General features: G+C 61.7%; 15 protein-coding genes. 7 read left to right on the top strand and 8 right to left on the bottom strand.

Going from position 1 to position 19,677, the window contains the following annotated elements; all coding sequences use genetic code 11:
• Positions 1-76: 76 nt before the first annotated feature.
• The 6 genes from OC550_RS16965 (at position 77) to OC550_RS16990 (ending at position 6,782) form a co-directional block, all read left to right on the top strand.
• On the top strand, positions 77-601 hold the full coding sequence (locus OC550_RS16965; RefSeq protein ID WP_262107090.1) for an NUDIX hydrolase: 525 nt from the start codon (positions 77-79) through the stop codon (positions 599-601).
• A 105-nt stretch (positions 602-706) separates the two neighbouring features.
• Complete coding sequence (gene murJ, locus OC550_RS16970; protein WP_262107091.1) at positions 707-2,380, top strand: murein biosynthesis integral membrane protein MurJ; 1,674 nt, start codon at positions 707-709, stop codon at positions 2,378-2,380.
• A 95-nt stretch (positions 2,381-2,475) separates the two neighbouring features.
• Complete coding sequence (locus tag OC550_RS16975) at positions 2,476-4,113, top strand: ABC transporter substrate-binding protein (protein WP_262107092.1); 1,638 nt, start codon at positions 2,476-2,478, stop codon at positions 4,111-4,113.
• Between the two features lie 136 nt (positions 4,114-4,249).
• Complete coding sequence (gene trxB, locus OC550_RS16980; RefSeq protein WP_262107093.1) at positions 4,250-5,233, top strand: thioredoxin-disulfide reductase; 984 nt, start codon at positions 4,250-4,252, stop codon at positions 5,231-5,233.
• A 27-nt stretch (positions 5,234-5,260) separates the two neighbouring features.
• On the top strand, positions 5,261-5,587 hold the full coding sequence (gene trxA / locus OC550_RS16985; RefSeq protein ID WP_262107094.1) for a thioredoxin: 327 nt from the start codon (positions 5,261-5,263) through the stop codon (positions 5,585-5,587).
• A gap of 4 nt (positions 5,588-5,591) precedes the next feature.
• A complete protein-coding gene (locus tag OC550_RS16990; protein ID WP_262107095.1) occupies positions 5,592-6,782 on the top strand; it encodes a peptidoglycan-binding protein in 1,191 nt (396 codons plus the stop codon).
• Positions 6,783-11,548: 4,766 nt separating this feature from the next.
• Here OC550_RS16990 and OC550_RS16995 read toward each other — a convergent pair.
• The 8 genes from OC550_RS16995 to rpmH form a co-directional block, all read right to left on the bottom strand.
• Positions 11,549-12,871, bottom strand: a complete 1,323-nt coding sequence (locus OC550_RS16995; protein WP_262107096.1) for a ParB/RepB/Spo0J family partition protein — start codon at positions 12,869-12,871, stop codon at positions 11,549-11,551.
• Positions 12,872-12,957: 86 nt separating this feature from the next.
• Positions 12,958-13,848 (bottom strand): ParA family protein, encoded by an 891-nt coding sequence (locus OC550_RS17000; protein ID WP_306556943.1) that lies wholly within the window; start codon positions 13,846-13,848, stop codon positions 12,958-12,960.
• A 292-nt stretch (positions 13,849-14,140) separates the two neighbouring features.
• Complete coding sequence (gene rsmG / locus OC550_RS17005; protein ID WP_262107097.1) at positions 14,141-14,776, bottom strand: 16S rRNA (guanine(527)-N(7))-methyltransferase RsmG; 636 nt, start codon at positions 14,774-14,776, stop codon at positions 14,141-14,143.
• Between the two features lie 34 nt (positions 14,777-14,810).
• A complete protein-coding gene (locus OC550_RS17010) occupies positions 14,811-15,368 on the bottom strand; it encodes a R3H domain-containing nucleic acid-binding protein (protein WP_262107098.1) in 558 nt (185 codons plus the stop codon).
• On the bottom strand, positions 15,365-16,330 hold the full coding sequence (yidC, locus tag OC550_RS17015) for a membrane protein insertase YidC (protein ID WP_262107099.1): 966 nt from the start codon (positions 16,328-16,330) through the stop codon (positions 15,365-15,367). Before yidC ends, OC550_RS17010 begins: the two co-directional genes overlap by 4 nt.
• An 18-nt stretch (positions 16,331-16,348) precedes the next feature.
• Positions 16,349-16,741, bottom strand: coding sequence for a membrane protein insertion efficiency factor YidD (gene yidD, locus OC550_RS17020; RefSeq protein WP_262107100.1), 393 nt, complete (start codon positions 16,739-16,741; stop codon positions 16,349-16,351).
• Complete coding sequence (gene rnpA / locus OC550_RS17025; RefSeq protein WP_262107101.1) at positions 16,738-17,121, bottom strand: ribonuclease P protein component; 384 nt, start codon at positions 17,119-17,121, stop codon at positions 16,738-16,740. The genes yidD and rnpA overlap by 4 nt, the downstream gene beginning before the upstream one ends.
• Positions 17,122-17,186: 65 nt before the next feature.
• Positions 17,187-17,324, bottom strand: a complete 138-nt coding sequence (rpmH, locus tag OC550_RS17030; RefSeq protein WP_005268235.1) for a 50S ribosomal protein L34 — start codon at positions 17,322-17,324, stop codon at positions 17,187-17,189.
• Positions 17,325-17,752: 428 nt separating this feature from the next.
• Between rpmH and dnaA the strand changes: the two genes are divergently transcribed.
• Positions 17,753-19,171: a chromosomal replication initiator protein DnaA gene (gene dnaA, locus OC550_RS17035; protein ID WP_262107102.1), complete on the top strand. Its 1,419-nt coding sequence runs from the start codon at positions 17,753-17,755 to the stop codon at positions 19,169-19,171.
• The last annotated feature ends 506 nt before the right edge of the window (positions 19,172-19,677 follow it).

A 19,677-nucleotide genomic window follows, 5' to 3' on the forward strand; every position in this document is an offset into this window, starting at 1 on the left:
ATCCCTCGCGCTGAAGAATTCCGGCACCCCGCGGTGTCATCATCCTCGGCTACCAAAAATCGTTAGAGTGGACTGCATGGCATATCCGGTCCCAAGTGCACCAAAGCGCACTCCGCTAACAGCGGCAGTGGGCAGCACCGCGCCCGGACACCATGCCCTGCCCACGGTGGAGGAGGTTTCCGCCGGCGGCGTCGTCGTGGATACGGCCACCGATGAGCTGCGCGTGGCCATCATCGCGAGGTTCAACCGCGGCGGACGACTGGAGTGGTGCCTGCCGAAGGGCCACCCCGAGAACGCGGAAACCAACGAGGAAGCGGCCGTCCGCGAGATCGAAGAGGAAACCGGAATCCAGGGCAAGGTCCTCGCCACCCTCGGCAGCATCGACTACTGGTTCACTGTCAGTGGCCACCGCGTCCACAAGACCGTCCACCACTTCCTGCTCCGCGCCACGGGGGGCGAACTGACCATCGAGAACGACCCGGACCACGAGGCAGTCGATGTCGCGTGGATTCCGCTGGCCGAGCTGGGGCGGAAGCTTTCTTTTCCCAATGAGCGCCGCATCGTCGACCTGGCCCGGGAAGTCCTGCCCGAGTACCTCTGACCAGTGGTCGGAGCAGTCGCCGGCCCGGCCGTCGAGCCGGGAACACGATCAGGCTGGGTGTTGTCTGGACGGCCGCGGCGGCCCTCAATGAGACGATAGACAACGATGTCTGCTTCCCGCCCCCAAAGCACAGCCCGCGCCAGCGCCATCATGGCCGCCGGCACCATGGTCTCGCGCGTGCTCGGCTTCGTCCGCACGTCGCTGCTGGCCGTCGCCATCGGCGCGAATACGACGATGGGCGACATTTTCGAAAAAGCCAACACCATTCCGAACATCATCTACCTGCTGCTCGCAGGCGGCGTGTTCAATGTGGTGCTGGTGCCGCAGATCATTAAGGCCAGCAACAACAACGACGGCGGCGCCGACTATGTCTCGCGCCTGCTGTCCCTCACGGTGCTGGTCTTGGGAGGCATCGCCCTCGCGGCGACGGCGCTGGCCGGGCCGATCATCTCGACGCTGACCACCGGCTGGACCCAGCCCATGCTGGAACTGGGCACGATCTTCGCCCTCTGGTGCCTGCCGCAGATCTTCTTCTACGGCCTGTACGCCGTCGTCGGCCAGGTGCTGAACGCCCACGGCCGCTTCGGCTGGTACATGTGGGCCCCGGTGGTGAACAACGTCGTTGCCATCTCGGTCCTGGTGCTCTACATCTTCCTCTTCGGCTCCTACACGCCCCAGGGAGACCATCCCGAGGCGTGGACGTCGCCGCAGACCATGGTGCTGGCGGGCGGGACCACGCTCGGAATCGTGCTGCAAAGCCTGGTCCTGCTGTGGCCGCTGAGCCGGCTGGGCCTGGGCCTGAAGCTGAAGTTCGGCTGGCGCGGGATCGGCCTGCGGCAGGCAGGCAAGGTGGCAGGCTGGACGCTGGGTACCATGGTCGTCGGCAACTCCGCCTACCTCCTTTACGGCACCATCGCGTCCGCGGCCACCGCCGGCCGCCAGGAGCTGGCCGACGGCGGCGCCGGCGTCCCCGGTGAATATGCGCTGAACACCGGAACCCTGATCGCGATGCTGCCGCACTCCGTTTTCGTGCTCTCGCTGGCCACCGTCCTGTTCAACCAGCTCTCGCGCTCCCAGGCGACGGGCGACATGGAGGCCGTCCGCGGAACCATCAACTCCGGCCTGCGCACCATCGGCGTGGCCACCATGTTCGGCGCCGCGGTCCTGGTGGTCCTCGCCGGGCCGCTGGCCCGCCTCTTTGCCGGTTCCGGCCCGACGGCGGAGGCCTCGGCGGGCGCGATGGGCCAGATCGTCGCGGTGCTGGGCGCCGCCATGCCGTTCATGAGCATCTACTTCTTCCTCAGCCGCGTCTTCTACGCCGAGGAGGATGCGAAGACGCCGCTGATCATGCAGTCGATCCTTTCCGGCACCTGTGCCGTCATTGCGATCGTCCTGGGCCAGTTGCTGCCCTCTACCCAGATCGTCTTCGCGCTGGCCATCCTGTTCGCGATCTTCCACCTCTTCTCGGCCGCCCTCGCGCACCTCTTCGCCGTCCGCCGCCTCGGGGACTACGGCACCGCTGGCGTCGCGGAGAGCTACATCCGGTTCGGCTACGCCGCCCTCGGTTCCGCCGCCGCCGGCGCAGCCGCCCTGTGGCTGCTCGGCGGCTACCAGTCCGGCGGCTTCGCCATGGGCAGCATCGTCGCCGCCGTCGTCAGCCTGGCCATTTGCGGCACCGTCATGGCCGCCGTCTATCTCCTGCTGCTCAAACTGCTGCGCGCCTCCGAGCTGGATGGCTTCCTGGCCCCGATTCTTGCGCGGCTGCCGGGACGCGCCTGAATGCGCCCCATCCCGCCAGTACCACCCGGTAGCATGGAAACAAAGTACCTACTCATCGGCGCCAGCCTGCCGACTATCCGCCTGGAGGAACACCCGTGCCACTACCAGTAGATGTGGGGACCTTGCTTGGAGGCCGCTACAAGGTTACCGGCCAAGTCCTCGCATCCGCCGAGCAGGACCTGGTGCTCAACGGCATCGACCAGGTGCTGAACAGGCCGGTAAGCATCCTGGTGGCCGCGCCGGAAAACGCCAGTCAGGCCGCCATGAGCGCACGTGAAATCGCCACCGGCGAGCGTACTGGCAACGTCCAGGTGCTGGATCTTGGCATCACGGACGGCTACACGTACCTCATCACCAACCAGGCCGAGGCCGCTGACCTGCTGGATCTCGTCATCCAGCAGGACGCCCCCTACGTGGAACCGTTCTTCACCGAGACGCTCGGTTCGGAAATCTTCGGCAAAGCCCGTACCTATGAGCCGGAGACGTACGAGGATGAGGACTACTACGACGAAGAGGAAGAGGACGAGCCCCGCGCCAGCCTGCGGGACCGCCTGAACCGGCTGGAGCTGCCCAAGCTGGGACGGGGCAACGCTAACGACGGCGCCGGCAAGCCATTGTTCGGGCGTCGCCCGGGTGCCGGTGCGGCTGCGGGCGCCGGAGTTGCCGGAGCTGCTGCGGCGGCCTCCGTTGCGGGGCAGGGCCGGGCGGACACCGGCCAGTTTGACCGTGCGGAGACCGCCTGGCAGGACCACGCGGACACCGGACGCCCGGAATCCGTTGCCTCGCCGCGGCAGACCATCGCGCCGCCGCCTCCGGCTTCCCCTCCGCACGTCCCCGCGGACGCCGATGCCCCTGCAACCGCGCCCGTTGGCCGGCAGACCACCGGGAATCCCAAGGTCAGCCTCTGGCAGGACCAGGAAGACTATGCTCCCGCTGCCGAGCCTGCCCGCCCCTCCGCCCGACGCGGCGAGGACGAGTATGGCAGCGCTGCCTCCGTGTTCCCCGCGGGAGCCGGCGCCGGCCCGACCCAGCCGGAGGACTATGACTACGATTACGACGACGACGAGCGCAACCGTCCGCGGACCTCGCGCCTGCTGATCGGCGGGCTCCTCGCCGTGCTGCTCATCGTGGCCGTCGTCATCGCCGTCAATCAGCTCAACCTCTTCCGCGGCGGCCCCGTGGCCGGAGAGAACCAGGAGACGAACAACTCTGCTCCGGCGACCGAGCCCCAGGGCAGCGAGGAAACCAGTGCGCCGGCCGAGGAAGTCGTCGAACCCGCGATTGCCGGCCTGAGCCGCCTTGTGCCGGACATGCCGGAACTGGATGCCGAGAACGACGGCCGCTTGCCGCAGGCCATCGACGGGAACCCTGCGACCTACTGGACGAGCTTCCAGTACCAGTCGGACGACTTCGGCCGCTACGCATCGAACCTTGCGCTGGTCGTCGAGCTGGAGGAGTCCTCGAGCATCAGCTCCATCGAGCTGACCCAGCTCAGCGGCAGCGGCGGAAAGTTCTCGGTCATGCTCAACGACACGGCATCGCTTGAAGGCGCCACCCCGGTCGCCCAGGGCAGCTTCACGGCCCAGAACACCACCATCCCGGTGCCCGAAACCGACGGCGCGGCCCCCAAGGCCCAGTACGTCATCATCGATTTCACCCAGTTGCCCCGCCTGGCCAACCCGCAGGGCGGCCCGCCCTTCGGCATCCGCATGGCGGAGATCGAAATCTCCTGACCCTTTAGGCAACAGGATCCACCTTCACAACAGCGCGGAATAAGCTGGGTAGACCGCTCGTTGTGAGAAATGGCTGCCCGGGCCGCCGAACAGGCCCCAGCGCAACGTAAGCAGAACAGGAAGAGGTTCACACGCAGTGAGCACAGAAACCAACCAGTCCGTGCGCGACGTCATCATCGTCGGCTCCGGCCCGGCCGGCTACACGGCCGCCGTGTACACCGCACGAGCCAACCTGAAGCCGCTGCTGATCGCCAGCTCTGTTGAAGCCGGCGGTGAACTGATGAACACCACCGACGTCGAAAACTTCCCGGGTTTCCCTGGCGGCGTGATGGGCCCCGACCTGATGGACCAGTTCCAGAAGCAGGCCCAGCGCTTCGGCACAGAGATCCTCTTCGAAGACGTGACTTCCGTGGACCTGCAGGGTCCGGTCAAGCGCGTCACGATCGGGACCGGCGAGACGTTCGAGGCCAAGGCCGTCATCATCTCCACCGGCTCTGCCTACCGCGAGCTGGGCCTCGAGGATGAGAAGCGGCTCTCGGGCCACGGCGTCAGCTGGTGCGCAACCTGCGACGGCTTCTTCTTCAAGGGCCAGGACATCGCCGTCATCGGCGGCGGCGACTCCGCGATGGAGGAAGCCCTGTTCCTGACCAAGTTCGCCAACTCGGTCACCGTCGTCCACCGCCGCGACTCGCTGCGCGCTTCCAAGATCATGCAGGATCGTGCCCTCGCCCACGAGAAGATCAACTTCCGCTGGAACTCCGAGGTCGTGGGCATCGACGGTACGGATAAGGTCACCGCGCTCCGCCTGCGCGACACCACCGACGGCACGGAGAGCACGCTCGCTGTCACCGGTGCCTTCGTCGCTATCGGCAACGACCCCCGGGTCGCTTTGGTCAAGGACCAACTGGAGCTGACTCCTGAAGGAACCATCGCCGTCCAGGGCCGCTCGTCCAAGACCACCGTCCCCGGCGTTTTCGCCGCGGGCGACGTCATCGATCCGACCTACCGCCAGGCAATCACCGCCTCCGGTTCCGGCTGCGTGGCCGCGATCGACGTCGAACACTATCTTGCAGAGGTAAGTGACCTGCCCGACCTGGTCACCGAGACTGCTGCCGTCTAACACCCAACCCCGGAAAGAGAGATACCCATGAGCACTGCAAAAGACGTTACCGACGCCAGTTTCGACGCCGACGTCCTGAAGTCCGACAAGCCGGTCATCGTGGACTTCTGGGCTGAATGGTGCGGCCCCTGCCGCATGCTGTCGCCGATCCTCGATGACATCGCGCAGGAGCACGCCGGCAAGGTCGAGGTCGTCAAGCTCAATGTAGACGACAACCCCGCCACCGCAGCCCAGTACGGCATCACCTCCATCCCGGCGGTCTACGTCTTCAAGGACGGCCAGGTCGCCGCAACCTCCATCGGCGCCAAGCCGAAGCAGGTTATCGAGCAGGAATTCGCTGAGTTCCTCGGCTAACTGAATGATGGAATCTGACGCTGCAGACCGCAGTCTGCGCCGTTCCGACGCTAGCCCGCGCGTAGTAGCCCTCCGCGAGAGGCTGCTGCGCGCGGGTGTTTCCATGGCCTACCTGGCACCGGATCAGGTCAATGACGCCTCCGTCTTTGACGACCACGTCGACGCAGCCGTCCGGACCTTCCAGCAGGCGCGCGGGCTCATGGTGGACGGAGTCGCCGGCCCCGAGACACTGCGGGCTCTCTCGGAGGCACAGTTCAACCTCGGCGACCGCCAGCTCGCTTGGTTCCCGGGAGCCGATCTGATCCGCGGAGACGACGTCGCCGAACTGCAGCGACAGCTGTCCTACTTGGGCTTCTACTACGGTCATATCGACGGCGAGTTCGGCGAACGCTGCTACTACGCCGTGCGCGAGCTTCAAATGAACCTCGGCTTGGAAGTAACCGGAGTTTGCGACGCTCCGCTAATCGGTGCCATGGCCCGCGTCAGCCGGACCATTAGCCCGAGCCAAGCCTTCTCCCTGCGCGACTACGAACATCTACACCAGTCCTCAGCCGCTTTGAAGGGCCGGGTCGTTTGCTTGGGAGCAGGGCAGGGGTCGGCGAAGGCCGAACACGCCATCGACAGGGCCAGCGGTCAGGCACTGTCCCAGTGGTCCGTGGCATCCGACATCACGCACCGCATCGAAAGCATTCTTTCTGCGCTCGGCGCCGACGTCACCGTCATCGGGGACACAGCAGAGATGCCACACGCCGAGCGAATGCAAAGAATCAAGAGCTCAAATGCAAGCCTAAGCGTGACTATCAACTGTGACTGGTTGGACCAGCCGGCGGCTAACGGCGTTTCAGCCTTTTACTGGGGAAGACCGGAAACAGGTGAAATCCGATCGCCGATCGGGCACCGGGCAGCCGAGTTGGTCCTCAAAGAGATCCTCGCCCGTACATCCATGACGGATCTCGGTATCCACGGCAGAAGCTGGGACATTCTGCGGATGACATCGGTACCGTCCATCGAACTCGATCTCGGCTACCTCAGCAGCCCGGTCGACAGCGAACGGCTGGCCGATCCCGTCTTCCGTCAGGTCCTGGCGGATGCCGTTGTCATTGCCATTCAGCGGCTTTACCTCCTGGAAGAAGAGGACGAGCCAACGGGAACACTAGCTGTCGACGACGTCCTACGCTTCAACCCCGGCCTCTGACAAAGCCCTGCCAGGGGTAGGGGACGCCTACCCACAGTTCGCCGCGCTGCCGCCTTGGAGCCTGGGGCGAAGGACGTCTCGCGGCCTGGGGAGAAGAGCGTGACGCAGCTGCCGCCCGAGCGCTGAATCGCTCAATAGAGGACGCCGCTCGGAACTCCGGACGAGAACCCGCCCTCGGCCCGTAGAGGTCCCATTAGCGTTCCACGCCAGTTGGATGATCGCGTAGCTGCAGAAATGCCGGAGCAATTTTCACGGCTCCAACGGGATGCTCTTGCCGGCCTGGAAGACGGGCCGCTTCGCCCTGAGAAGGAGTCCCACCACCCCTCCGCTAAAGAGAATCCGATTGCCTCTGCATGTTGAACGCCACGGATCTCTGTTCGCCCTGACTGTTCCACGTGAAACCGCACCCGTCCCGTCGTAACCGTTCCTCGTGAAACCGCACCCGTCCGGTCGTAACCGTTCCTCGTGAAACCGCGCCCGTCCGGTCGCAACCGTTCCACGTGAAACCGCACCCGTCCGGTCGTAACCGTTCCACGTGAAACCGCACCCGTCCGGTCGTAACCGTTCCACGTAAACCGCACCCGTCAGGTCGTAACCGTTCCACGTAAACCGCACCCGTCAGGTCGCAACCGTTCCACGTGAAACCGCACCCGTCCGGTCGTAACCGTTCCTCGTGAAACCGCGCCCGTCCGGTCGCAACCGTTCCACGTAAACCGCACCCGTCAGGTCGTAACCGTTCCTCGTGAAACTGCTGCGGGTGGATTGGCGTGGCTACGAGACGACTCGCGCCCGGCTGTCGCAGATGCCGGAGGGGTACGGCGTTCGCCGCACGAGATGCTCGGCAGCGTCGCCTCTGCAAATAAGTTGCTGCCTTCTCGAATTCCGCTGTCGGAACGATGGTTTCACAAGGTTGAGAAGGAAAGTGCGAATAGTGCAGGGCCACTTAGGCTCTTACCTACTCACGGCGCAAAATGGAGAATGCGGTTTGACCGCTATCTCCTCGAGAGTATTGTTTTCGCTTTTCGGGTGGAGATGCGGCCGCGGAGATGCCGTCATGGCCCGATGCGCCGAGGGCCGACAGGCGGCACCCCAACTGTAGCTCGGCATCCGTTCTTCGCATTCCGTCCGGGAAGGACTAGAGAGAGAACGCGCTACCTGGCTGCCAATCACTCCATAGTCGATCGCCGACCGCCTAACCATCATAAGGAGGTACCCAAATTGTCGTTCACGCATGTCTTCTTGGGAGCACCCGCTCCTAATGACCACCGGTGTCGATCGTCGCCGCCCTACTCAACCAGGCGCGTACTCAACCACGCGTGTCGGCACCAGACGGGCCGAGCAGAGGCTCCCTTCCCGATGCAACGAACGCTCCTTTTCGTCTCCATGCTTCCTGGAGATCAAGGACCAACAACCCCCCTCACGCGGGCAAGGTGATGCAATGTACTGGAGATCGTGGGTGGCACGGGAAGCGAGAAGGGCACGCCCAATGAGCACTGACAAACAATCAAGCGACGGCCGAGCGGCGTTTCACGTGGAACGCCGCGCCGGTCCTGAGCGGCGGGGCACCCACCTTCGCCTGCTCGGCGCTTGCGTCAACATGCAAAGGAGAGGGGCTACGCGAGTTCCACGTGAAACACATGTAGGGAACTAATCGACTGCTCAAACCCGGCGCGATCCCAAGGGAGCCGCGCGGATCGACCGGGCTCCGCAGTCCACCGACGGCGACAGGTAACTACACAGAAGCGGACTTCAGTCGGTCGGTCCGATCTCCATTACCTCAAACCAAGGGGGAAGCTAGAAGCGCGCCAACCTCCTGCAGCAGATGGCCTGAGTGATTCTGCAGCATCCCGAAGAAGCACGGCGGAGCAAAGTCCTCGAAGAACCCTTCTTGAACGAAGCATTTCTTCCTCGAAAGAGTGCTTCTGAGCACGACGCCTTTACGACGCGCGCAGTGATTTTCTAACGCAGAGGCCGCTCCGCAGGCCTGGCAGGTAGAAGCTAGCATTTCCCGGATCCCACCCGTCGTCTACTCACAGCTCGAAAGAGACCATATCCGGGGCGAATCTGGGGAGTGACGCAGAGAGGCTGTCACTGATCCCTCATCAGAAGGCGATGATCGATCCATATGCTTAGCTGTGCAACGCATCTCTGTGCCCCATATGGTCAGTACGTTCCACGTGAAACACGGAGATTGAACGCAGAAGTATTAGGCCGTCAGCCTCGCCCCGATTCATTTGGAAACTCAACCCTCCCGGATGGAGCATATCTGTAATGTGGAGGAGAGCAACGCGATAGTCCTCGGCCCGGGCGAGCACGGGCTACTTCGAGCCCAGGCCGAGTTGGTTCGCGGCCCTTCGGAGTCCTCGGCGTCGATGTGAGCGCCAGGATGTTGTCATGATCCGTGCGTACAGCCCTAGACGCCTGCCCCATGCGCATTTGGGTGTTGTGCTCGAAGGGGTGTTCCACGTGAAACGAAGCCCCCTCCGCCCATTTTGCCGGTAGAGCCATCACAATGCAGCGGCCTCAGGAGCGTATGAGAAGAATGCTGGTGCCCGGCCACGATTCGCAAAGCGGTCGGGCGTTGCAGCATCCAATCGAAATCTTCCGCGGCCACTGGGGCCGCCGCGGCCCTTGGCGGGGTCTCCACCGCCGAAGGGCAACGATGGTTCGAAGAGCTAAGGAATGTGGGGCGGGCTAAGTGTATCCACAGTGGAAATGGCACTCTGCTCAGGGCTTGCTATATGACCACACGCATCTGGCGTACGGAGTTGAACCGTCATTCCCGCACTAGACTGGTGGGCCGGCGCGTAGGCACAGTCCTGAGGACTGTGTCAGACACGATGCCGACCGACAGAAGGTGATTCACCTACCCCTCTTCGGGACGAACAGAGATCTGGGCAGCGTCTTCCACCACAAGGTCCGTTTCACGTGGAACAGCGTCTTTCGCAGGGGGCTCCCCATGCGACACGCAGAAATGAGAACGGAGTGTGTAAACCCCTAGCAGTGGGTTCAAGGTGCTCCTTCGACGCTAACCAATAGCTACTCAGCGGAAGGACAGGATAAAACGAGTGGGCCAACTGTGTTCTCTCGGCAGGCTCAACATCATCCCAATCACACCATCCACCTAGTTCGCCTTCCGAAGGGTTCGATCACTGTCAGAAGCGTACTATCCCTATCGACGGTACTCATGTGAAAGACATACATTGGGCACGGCCATTGGGCCCGTGGTGGATGCACTCTGCAAGCCTAGCCAGCGATCCAGACGACTGGGCGTACTCTTGAATCCCAGCAGTCAACAGCGCCCGCGGCTGCTGCTGCCCGGATCAGTAGTTTTAGAAGAGTCCGAAGCGGAGGGCTCCAATTTCGATCCGGATTCCACACAAGGAGTAGCTCTGACGTGGAAGTAGGAATCGGATGCGCAAGTAGGTCAGGCCGGGGCCACTGGCAATCGCTCGTCTCGGACACAATCGACGCGCCGTTCCTTCTGCGTTCAACCCCTCCATGCGACGATGCCTCCTTCCCGTGACACGTCTCCTTCGGACGCTGGTTTCACGTGGAACAACATCCCGCGCGCGCGAGGGAGAAGGAGACTGTCCGTTATCGATATCCCAACGCACTTGCCCATGGGTGACTGACGCCTACGTATATCGCGGAGGCCTACACGGATGTTGGCTCTGTTTCCCGTAGTAGGGACTGCATTCTAGCATTGCTCCTCGTTGGGGCAGCACCGACAAATTCGATGCCCCATCCCAGCCGCTGATTGTCCTGTGCTGAAACTACTACTTGGCCGCAACAAATCCGTCAGTTCAGACCGAGCGCACGGGCAGTCATGTTTCACGTGGAACAGCTACTCCGAGGGCCAAACGCCAGAACCTTCAGGCTGCTGGGCGGGCCCTCGGTCTGAAACTGCGCCCTCGCCTACCTGGGCGCGGGCCCTCTTCCGGCGGATCCTCCCCCCACTGAACGTGCAGGCGAAATTCAGGGCAGAATCAGAACACTCGTGATCTGGAGAGCCGGACTGAGCAACAGCATGCACGATCTCCGTGTCACTCTTGCTAGTAGCGCTACATCCAGCCCAGCGAATTGAGTCTTGAACTGCGCAGCAGTACCGACGCGGGATGCAAAGAGGATGACGTCACATCTGGTCCCGGTTTGGCCTGCTCCTCCCAAACGCCAACTTGCGTCATCCCCACACGCACGAGCAATGCCGGCCTACAGTCTATGGAGGCAGGAGATGGTTGCACGTGAAACGACCGATTGTTGCACCGAACCAGTGAAAATTTGTACCTGACCGACTCAGCACCTTATATTCTGCGGAATCTTCCTAGACGCTGACACCCGGCATCTGATGTGACCATCTGAACGCCCAGCGAGGCGAAGTGGCAGTAGAGGCGGAATCAGATTCTGGTCCTCTAGCTCGCAGGCAGCGCGGTCGCCGGGCGGGGCGGAGCGAGCGAGCAGTCCCTATGCAGCCAGTGCGAGGCCTCGGATGAGGTGCCTGGACGAGTCCAGAATCTGAATTGCCCACCCGCCTCGGCTGCGGGAAAGCCAGGCAGGGGCCTCACGGCACCCCTCTAAACCCGTCTTCTACGACCGAAACTACCCACACTACGGCTGAGTGCTGGTCAAGACCTGTTCCACGTGAAACCGAACTGCTTTATGTTTTGCCCATGTAAACGCCCGCCGTGCCACCGAAAAGGAGAGGGAATATGCAAGAAGGGTGGCGCCGCGTGAGCGGGGCCACCCTTCTCGGATGCTGGCGAGGCTTAGTTCTCTGACGGACTAAGCACACCCATGATGCGATTGAGGTCGTCAACGCTGGCAAACTCAATACTGACGCGCCCCTTTTTCGCCCCCAAGGTGATCTTCACATTCGTATCCAAGCGATCCGACAACGATGTAGCTAGGAAATCTAGGCGCTCGTGCCGAGCGCCTAAACGAGGCTTGGTCTCCCGCTTCGGCCTGCGGAGACTGTCACTGAGGGCGACAATCTCCTCGGTGGCCCTTACAGACAAACCCTCGGCAACGATCTTCTGTGCCAGCTTCTCCATCTCCGCGGGATCCGCTAAACCGAGCAGGGCACGCGCGTGCCCTGCCGAGAGCACTCCCGCCGCTACGCGACGCTGCACCAATGGCGGAAGCTTCATCAAACGGATCGTATTGGACACCTGCGGGCGTGAACGGCCGATTCTGTCAGCCAACTCATCGTGCGTGCAGCCGAAATCCTCAAGCAGTTGTTGGTAGGCCGCTGCTTCCTCGAGTGGATTCAGTTGACTGCGGTGGAGGTTCTCCAAGAGGGCATCACGAAGCAGGTCATCATCAGACGTAGAACGAATGATCGCCGGCACGGCTTCGAGTCCTGCCTGCTGGGCCGCGCGCCATCGGCGCTCACCCATGACCAGTTCGTACTCGTGATCGTTCTGCTCAGAGGAAGGCCGAACGACGATGGGCTGCAAGATGCCGATTTCGCGCACCGAGTGCACAAGTTCGGCCATGTCCTCTTCATCGAAGACCGATCTGGGCTGCTTGCGGTTCGGATGAATGGATCCGACAGGGACTTCCGCAAACTTGGCGCCCGGTACCTCCACGAGAGTTTCACGTGAAACGTCGTCCGTGGCGGGATCGGACTGTCCACGGGTGTCGTCAGATTCGGACTTCTCAAGGTTTCCACTGGACTCGCGCGGGACAACGGCGTTGGGGGCATCGCCCTCTAGGCTCGCCTCTACCTCGAGCGGATCTGCCTTGGAGTCCGCTGTCTCCGTCTCCTGGGCTGTCTCGGGCTTGTTGGTCTTTGCCCCTTTTGCACCGCCCGCAGCAGCGCTCTTGCGGCCCCCTGCGGCCGATCGGCGGGGCCCACGCAGCACTTCTGCGACCTGAGCAGCGGACGAAGAGGGACGTCCCGCGGCACGGTCGGCCTCTCCGGTGCCCTCAAGATAGGGACGGGTACCGGCCGAGGGGAAAAAGACGTCGACAGGCCGCCCCTTCGGTGCGTTCGAACCGCCTTCCGGCGCTGAGTCTTCAGTGGCCACTGCAGCATTCGGAATCAAAGCGCCTAGGCCCCTGCCCAAACCGCGGCGTTTCTCACTCATCAAGGATCCTTCCTGAATGCATGCCTACATGCATTGTTGCGATCTAAGCAGTCATTCTACTGGGGGACGTTGCCACCCATACGGAACTAAGCACCGCGTTCTGCTATTTCCGCAGCCGCTTCCTGATACGAGAGTGCACCACTCGACGATGGGTCATACGTAATCACGGTCTGCTGGTAGCTGGGCGCTTCGGAAATGCGGACCGACCGCGGAACGACCGCGCTAAGGACTTGATCCGGGAAGTGCTCACGGACTTCCGCGGCAACCTGGGCAGCCAGATTCGTCCTGCCGTCATACATGGTCAGGAGAATAGTCGATACAACCAGTTCTGCGTTCAGATGCTTCTGGATCATTTCGATGTTGTTCAGAAGCTGGCTGAGACCTTCCAGTGCGTAGTACTCACACTGGATGGGGATAAGCACCTCTTGGGCGGCAACGAAGGCGTTGACCGTAAGCAGTCCGAGGCTGGGAGGACAGTCGATGAAGACATAGTCCAAGCGCTCCAAGCCAGCCTTTTCGCGCTCACGACCATAGACTTCTATGGCCCGCCGCAGCCGCTGTTCCCTTGCGACGAGAGACACGAGCTCAATTTCAGCTCCGGCCAAATGAATGGTTGCAGGAGCGACAATCAGATTCCTGATATCCGGGCAGGGCGCAACCACGTCTGCCAGCGGCATGTCATTGATGAGCACATCGTAAATACTGTCGACCTCCGCATGGTGCTCTACACCCAATGCTGTGGAGGCGTTGCCCTGCGGATCAATATCCACTACGAGGACGTTGAGGCCCGCCATGGCGAGGGCGGCGGCAATATTCACCGTCGTCGTGGTCTTGCCGACTCCGCCCTTTTGATTGCTGACAGTCAGCAGACGGGTCCTGGTCGGCCTTGGCAGCGGGCGGCCCCGGAGTCGTTCGCGGCGTCGGTTCTCGTTGGCTAGTTCCCGTGCCAGTGGAGTAGTTTCGTCGATCGTATCCATAACGTTGGGAACCGTAACCTCTGCTGTGTGTATATCGCCCATGTCTTGTGTTTCACGTGAAACGGCCGATTCATTCACCGCGTACAACCTCAATCAGTTGCCTGCGGCCGGGACGTTCGACGGTCTTAGCCACTGGCTGGCAGCCAGTATCAGAGATGGTTGACTCGAATCGCACCTGAACCTGCTCACTTCCGTTCTCGTGGCCTCAGTGTCTCTAGCCTATCCGCATATACCGATGGAGCCGTCCAAGCACGCCGTCCAGCCCCTAGCAGAGTCGCGGGGCACTAGGGAATTAGTGGCCGACTACGATGCGGACCACCGTCGTCGGTTCTTCAAGGAGAGCGGATCCGACGCTCACAACAGAAGTTTCGGTACCGCCCAGCTTCCGGATCACCTTCGCCGCTTTTTCAAGCTCTTCCGCAGCGCTCCTGCCCTTGATCGCGAGCACTTCGCCTCTACCCTCAAGCAGCGGGATGGTCAACGGTGCGAGCTTATTTAGCGCGGACACGGCTCTCGCGGTAACTACGTCAGCTTTGACCTGGCCAACCGCAGCCTCCGCGCGCGCACGCAATACGCTGACATTCTCAAGTCCGAGGTCCTCGATGACCTCATTCAGCCAGTTGACGCGTCGTTCCAGAGGTTCGATGAGGGTGATCTTCAGATCAGGACGAGCCAGGGCGAAAGTCAGACCGGGCAGCCCAGCCCCGCTGCCGACGTCAGCGACGAATGCATCGGCCGGAATCAGTTCCGCTACGACCGCACAATTGAGGACGTGGCGTCCCCACAAACGTGGAACCTCGCGAGGACCCAACAGCCCCCGTTCCATGCCGGAGGTGGCCAAATGCCCGACGTAGCGTTCCGCTAGGTCCAGACGGTCCTTGAACACTACTTCGGCAGCAGACTTTTCCTGTGCCGTAATTTCGACCACGCGCAGACTTTCTCCCGTTAAGCGGATCTGAGGATCAGGAATCGATGGATACGACGATGTGGCGGTTTTCGCCTTCGCCTTCGGACTCGCTGACAAGACCTAGGTCGGCGACGGCGTCGTGAACGATTTTCCGTTCGTAGGCGCTCATCGGCTCCAGTGCAACATCCTCGCCCGAATCCTTGGCCTTAGCGACAGCTTCCTCTGCAATGCGGTGCAGCTCGACGCTGCGCTCCTTGCGGTAATCGCTCACGTCCAGGACAAGCCTGGAGCGGTTGTCGGTTGCCGTCAGGACTGCCAGCCGCGCGAGCTCCTGGAGGGCCTCCAGCACCTCGCCGTCGCGGCCGATGAGCCCTTCCAGAGCGTCATTGTCGTCCTCTTCCGAGACGATGGAAATGTAGGTCCTGCCGTTGCGGACTTCGATGTCGATATCGCCATCGATGTCGGCGATGTCCAGAAGCTCTTCAAGATAATCCGCAGCGACGTCACCTTCTTCTTCCAGGCGACCCGCCGCCGAAGTGCTCGTGGCTTCCTCGTCAGCGTTATCCGTGACGGTCGGCTCAGCCGACGTTTCCGAGACGCTTTCAGTGCTCATTTTCTCTTCCTGTTCTTACGCTGCGGCTGCTGGCGCTGGATTTTCGGACCGGCCGGCGCCTCGACTGCGGGTTCCTCGGACTTCTTCTCACCGAGCAGGGGAACCATGGGCAGCCCCTTCTTGGCACGGCGTTCGGCAAGAGCCTTAGCCGCCGGCGACCCTGGCGTGGGCATACGGCGGATCACGATGAACTGCTGCGCCATGGTCCAGAGGTTGGTGGTGGTCCAGTAGATCAGGACACCGATCGGGAAGTTGATGCCACCGATACCGAAGACCAAGGGCAGAATGTAGAGCATCATCTGCTGCTGCCGCATAAAGGGGCTCGCCAAAGCCTCTTCGGACATGTTCTTCGCCATGATCTGCTTCTGCGTGATGAACTGCGAGGCAGTCATTGCCAGGATCATGAGGATGGAGAGGACGACGACGGCGACCTGGTTATCGCCCCCGCCGCCGTGAAGCAGTGAAGCCGAAAGGGGCGCGCCGAAAATGGTGGACTCATCGAACTGGCGGATGTCTTCGGGACTCAGCGCGCCGATGCCCTCGCCGCCCCCGCTGGCCTTGGACGTGTTGTTCAGGACATTGAACAGTGCGAAGAAGAAAGGCATCTGGATAAGCAGCGGCAGGCACGCGGAGAACGGGTTGGTCCCGTGCTTCTTGTAAAGAGCCATCTGCTCTTGTGTCATCGCCTGACGCGAGAGCTGATCAGTCTTGCCCTTGTACTTCTGCTGGAGCTTACGCAAGTCAGGCTGCAGAGCCTGCATGCCGCGCTGCGCTTTGATCTGCTTGACGAAGACGGGGATCAAGGCAGCCCGGATAACCAGAACAAGACCGATGATGGACAGGGTCCAAGTCCAGCCGCTCGCAGGATCCATACCCAGCCAGCTGAAGGCTTCGTGGAAGGCCCGCAAGATCCAGGACACGACCCACGTAAAAGGCGTCAGTAGCGCGTTGATGAAGTCCATGATTTTTCTTCTAGCTCCTCAGACCGCGGGGCGGCCATCATCGTCAGCCGGAATCACCGGGTGGTTGAGTACCAATATCCGTGGGGTCAGCGAAGGATTCTCCCGCAGTCTCCGCTCGAAACCAGGAGAGGTCGGCACATGGTCCACGCCGCCCTCATTCCACGGATGGCAGCGTAGGATTCGCCTTCCCGCGAGCCAGCTGCCCTTGACAGCGCCATGAACTGTCACTGCTTCCAATGCATAAGCGGAGCAAGAGGGGAAAAAACGGCAGACCTGTCCATACAGGGGTGAGATCGTTTTGCGATAGCCAATGAGCAGGAGGATGAGGGACCTTTGGGGCAACGTCCAGATGAACCGCGCGACGGTCTTGCCGTCAAGCGCGCGCTCCGGGGAATGGCCTGAAGCGGTCATTCGGCGGATCCCTTCTGTTCAACTGGCGGCTCGGCCTGCCTGGCTTTCGACACTACTGTAGAGAACGCCTTGCGGAAGTCCTTTGCTAAAGCATTGAAATCGGAAGCACCCGCCGACGGAAGCGCACGTACGACGACGGAGAGTCCCTGAGGGTATTCTTCCAGAATCCGTGCAGCTATTTCCCGGAGTCTCCTCTTAACGAGGTTCCGGGTAACGGCGTTCCCGATCGCTTTGGACACGATGAAGCCAAAAGACGAGGGCAGGCCGGCTTCCCGACTTGTCGCATATAACACTAAGTTCCGGCGCCCAGAACGGGCGCCGGAACGTACAGTATGGGAGAAGTCCGTCGAACGACGCATCCGGTTCCTGCTGGAAAGCATGACCGCCTATCTGATGCCGGGCCGCAGTTGGAAGGTAGCGGCCTGATTCGACAAACTGCCGCTATTTAGGCCGACAGTTCGCTGCGGCCCTTGCTGCGGCGTGCGGCCAGGATGGCGCGGCCTGCACGGGTACGCATGCGAAGGCGGAAGCCATGCTTCTTGGCACGACGGCGGTTATTCGGCTGAAAAGTCCGCTTGCTCACGGTGGTTACTCCAAGACGATCGACAGATTTGCCTGGCCCCGTGTTGCTCCAAAGGTGCAGGAACGGGAAGGCGCTCTATTGGGCATCTGATTCGCTGACCCGCAAAAGGCATGCATGAGCGCACGAAACAGACACAAGGACTACATAACGTTAGGGGTTGGGAGGCCTCCCCGTCAAATGAGGCGTCCACAACACATTATCCACCAGTGGATTAACACCTGTGGACAACTACTGCGGTCCGGGCTCCTCGGGGTGCCGAAGGCAGGCGTTCCCGCCCCAAACTTCCCGGCTGTCTTATGCCCGATTCATCATCTACCCTTGCAGGAGCACTTTATCCACTGTCTGTGCATAACTCTGTGGATGAAGGCCCCGAATCCGGTACAACCGGACGTGGAGGTTTATTGCACGACAGTTATGAGGGGTACTCAGTGGACGCGGACCAGATCAACGACGTCGGAAGCTCCTGGCGCAAAGTGGTTCGGACGCTGGAGCGTGACGACAGGATCAGCCCCAGAAACCGCGGTTTCGTGGGGCTTGCGCAGGCAAAGGGCCTGATCGGCACGACGCTGCTGGTGGCGGTTCCCAATGAGTTGACCCGAGAGGTCTACCAGTCGCAGCAGCTCAAGAGCCCTCTGCAGGAAGCCCTTCGGGAAGTTTTCCAGGACGACATCCTCTGCGCTTTTTCCGTCGACACCGACATGATGGCTGTGGAGCCGGAACCCGAACCCGAGCCGGCTCCCGTCCCGAATCGTGCCTCGGCGGCTGCCGAGAACCGCGCCCAGCCTTCACCCCCCAGCACCTCGCAGGAGTTCGGCCGGCTCAATCCGAAGTACATTTTCGACACGTTCGTTATTGGTTCTTCCAACCGGTTCGCCCACGCAGCCGCCGTCGCGGTGGCCGAAGCGCCTGCGAAGGCCTACAACCCGCTGTTTATTTACGGGGATTCCGGGCTGGGGAAGACCCACCTGCTGCACGCCATCGGACATTACGCCAGGCATCTCTACAACGGCATCCGTGTCCGCTACGTCAATTCGGAAGAATTCACGAACGACTTCATCAACTCGATCCGCGACGACGAGGGCGCCAGCTTCAAGCATCTGTACCGCAACGTGGACATCCTCCTCATCGACGACATCCAGTTCCTTGCCAATAAGGACGCGACGCAGGAAGAGTTTTTCCACACCTTCAACGCGCTGCACAACCACAACAAGCAGGTGGTCATCACCTCCGACCTTCCGCCGAAGCAGCTGTCAGGCTTCGAAGAGCGGATGCGTTCCCGCTTCGAATGGGGACTCCTGACCGACATCCAGCCGCCCGAGCTGGAAACCCGCATCGCGATCCTCCGCAAGAAGGCAATCAGCGAAGGCCTGTCCGTACCTGACGAAGTCCTGGAATACATCGGCACCAAGATCTCCACGAATATCCGCGAACTCGAAGGCGCCCTGATCCGCGTCACAGCTTTCGCCAGCCTCAACCGCCAGGCTGTGGACATGGGCCTGGCCGAGATTGTCCTCAAGGACTTGATCACCGACGACGGCGCCCAGGAGATCACGTCGGCCACGATCCTGGGGCAGACAGCTGCCTACTTCAAGCTGAGCCTTGATGAGTTGAAGAGCAAGTCCCGGACGCGCACGCTGGTCACTGCACGCCAGATCGCGATGTACCTGTGCCGCGAGCTGACCGACATGTCCCTGCCCAAGATCGGGCAGGAACTTGGAGGACGCGACCACACCACCGTGATCCACGCGGACAGGAAAATCCGGGAACTGATGGCAGAGCGGCGCGCCATCTACAACCAGGTGACGGAACTGACCAACCTGATCAAGCAACAGCAGCGCGACAACTGAAACCCGGGCCAGTCGGCAAGGGCGGTACCTCACGACTCCCGGTTCCTGAACTACGCGGGCCGGCCGGAGGGCAAGCTTTTGCTTGCCGTCCACAGATAGATCCCTCCAGCGCCCGACTCAGCCCCCTGCACTCCAGCGCACCATGGCATTCCTGGCCGTTGGAGGGAAAGCCACTAAACAAGCACCCTGCCTTGAGCCATCCAGGCGGACGGGGCGCCGCGTCCCGGAGATCGCCTTAGGCAGTCAGCCCCTTGGGCAGCGCTCCGAATGCCCGATTTCGTGCCGTTTCTGTTCAACACCCCGAAATTAACAGGTGTGGACAAACCTGTGGATTCTTAAGTGGAGAACCACCACCCATCGAGGGAAAACTGAGGGGGTTGCTGTGGATCTGCGGAACACCGGGATTTTTCATCCACAAGATGTGCCTCCTGAACCCCTCTATGGATGCACATCTTGTGAACAGCCGAATTTCGCGTGCTGACGGGGCCAAGTGGAGTTATCCACAG

Source organism: Arthrobacter sp. Marseille-P9274 (assembly GCF_946892675.1).
Taxonomy (GTDB): domain Bacteria; phylum Actinomycetota; class Actinomycetes; order Actinomycetales; family Micrococcaceae; genus Crystallibacter.

Excerpts from the sequence above, each read along its gene's own strand:
- OC550_RS16965 (WP_262107090.1), top strand. The coding sequence starts at position 77 with ATGGCATATCCGGTCCCAAGTGCACCAAAGCGCACTCCGCTAACAGCG.
- murJ (WP_262107091.1), top strand. The coding sequence starts at position 707 with ATGTCTGCTTCCCGCCCCCAAAGCACAGCCCGCGCCAGCGCCATCATG.
- trxA (WP_262107094.1), top strand. The coding sequence starts at position 5,261 with ATGAGCACTGCAAAAGACGTTACCGACGCCAGTTTCGACGCCGACGTC.
- OC550_RS16990 (WP_262107095.1), top strand. The coding sequence starts at position 5,592 with ATGATGGAATCTGACGCTGCAGACCGCAGTCTGCGCCGTTCCGACGCT.
- OC550_RS16995 (WP_262107096.1), bottom strand. The coding sequence starts at position 12,871 with ATGAGTGAGAAACGCCGCGGTTTGGGCAGGGGCCTAGGCGCTTTGATT.
- OC550_RS17000 (WP_306556943.1), bottom strand. The coding sequence starts at position 13,848 with ATGGATACGATCGACGAAACTACTCCACTGGCACGGGAACTAGCCAAC.
- OC550_RS17010 (WP_262107098.1), bottom strand. The coding sequence starts at position 15,368 with ATGAGCACTGAAAGCGTCTCGGAAACGTCGGCTGAGCCGACCGTCACG.
- yidC (WP_262107099.1), bottom strand. The coding sequence starts at position 16,330 with ATGGACTTCATCAACGCGCTACTGACGCCTTTTACGTGGGTCGTGTCC.
- yidD (WP_262107100.1), bottom strand. The coding sequence starts at position 16,741 with ATGACCGCTTCAGGCCATTCCCCGGAGCGCGCGCTTGACGGCAAGACC.
- rnpA (WP_262107101.1), bottom strand. The coding sequence starts at position 17,121 with ATGCTTTCCAGCAGGAACCGGATGCGTCGTTCGACGGACTTCTCCCAT.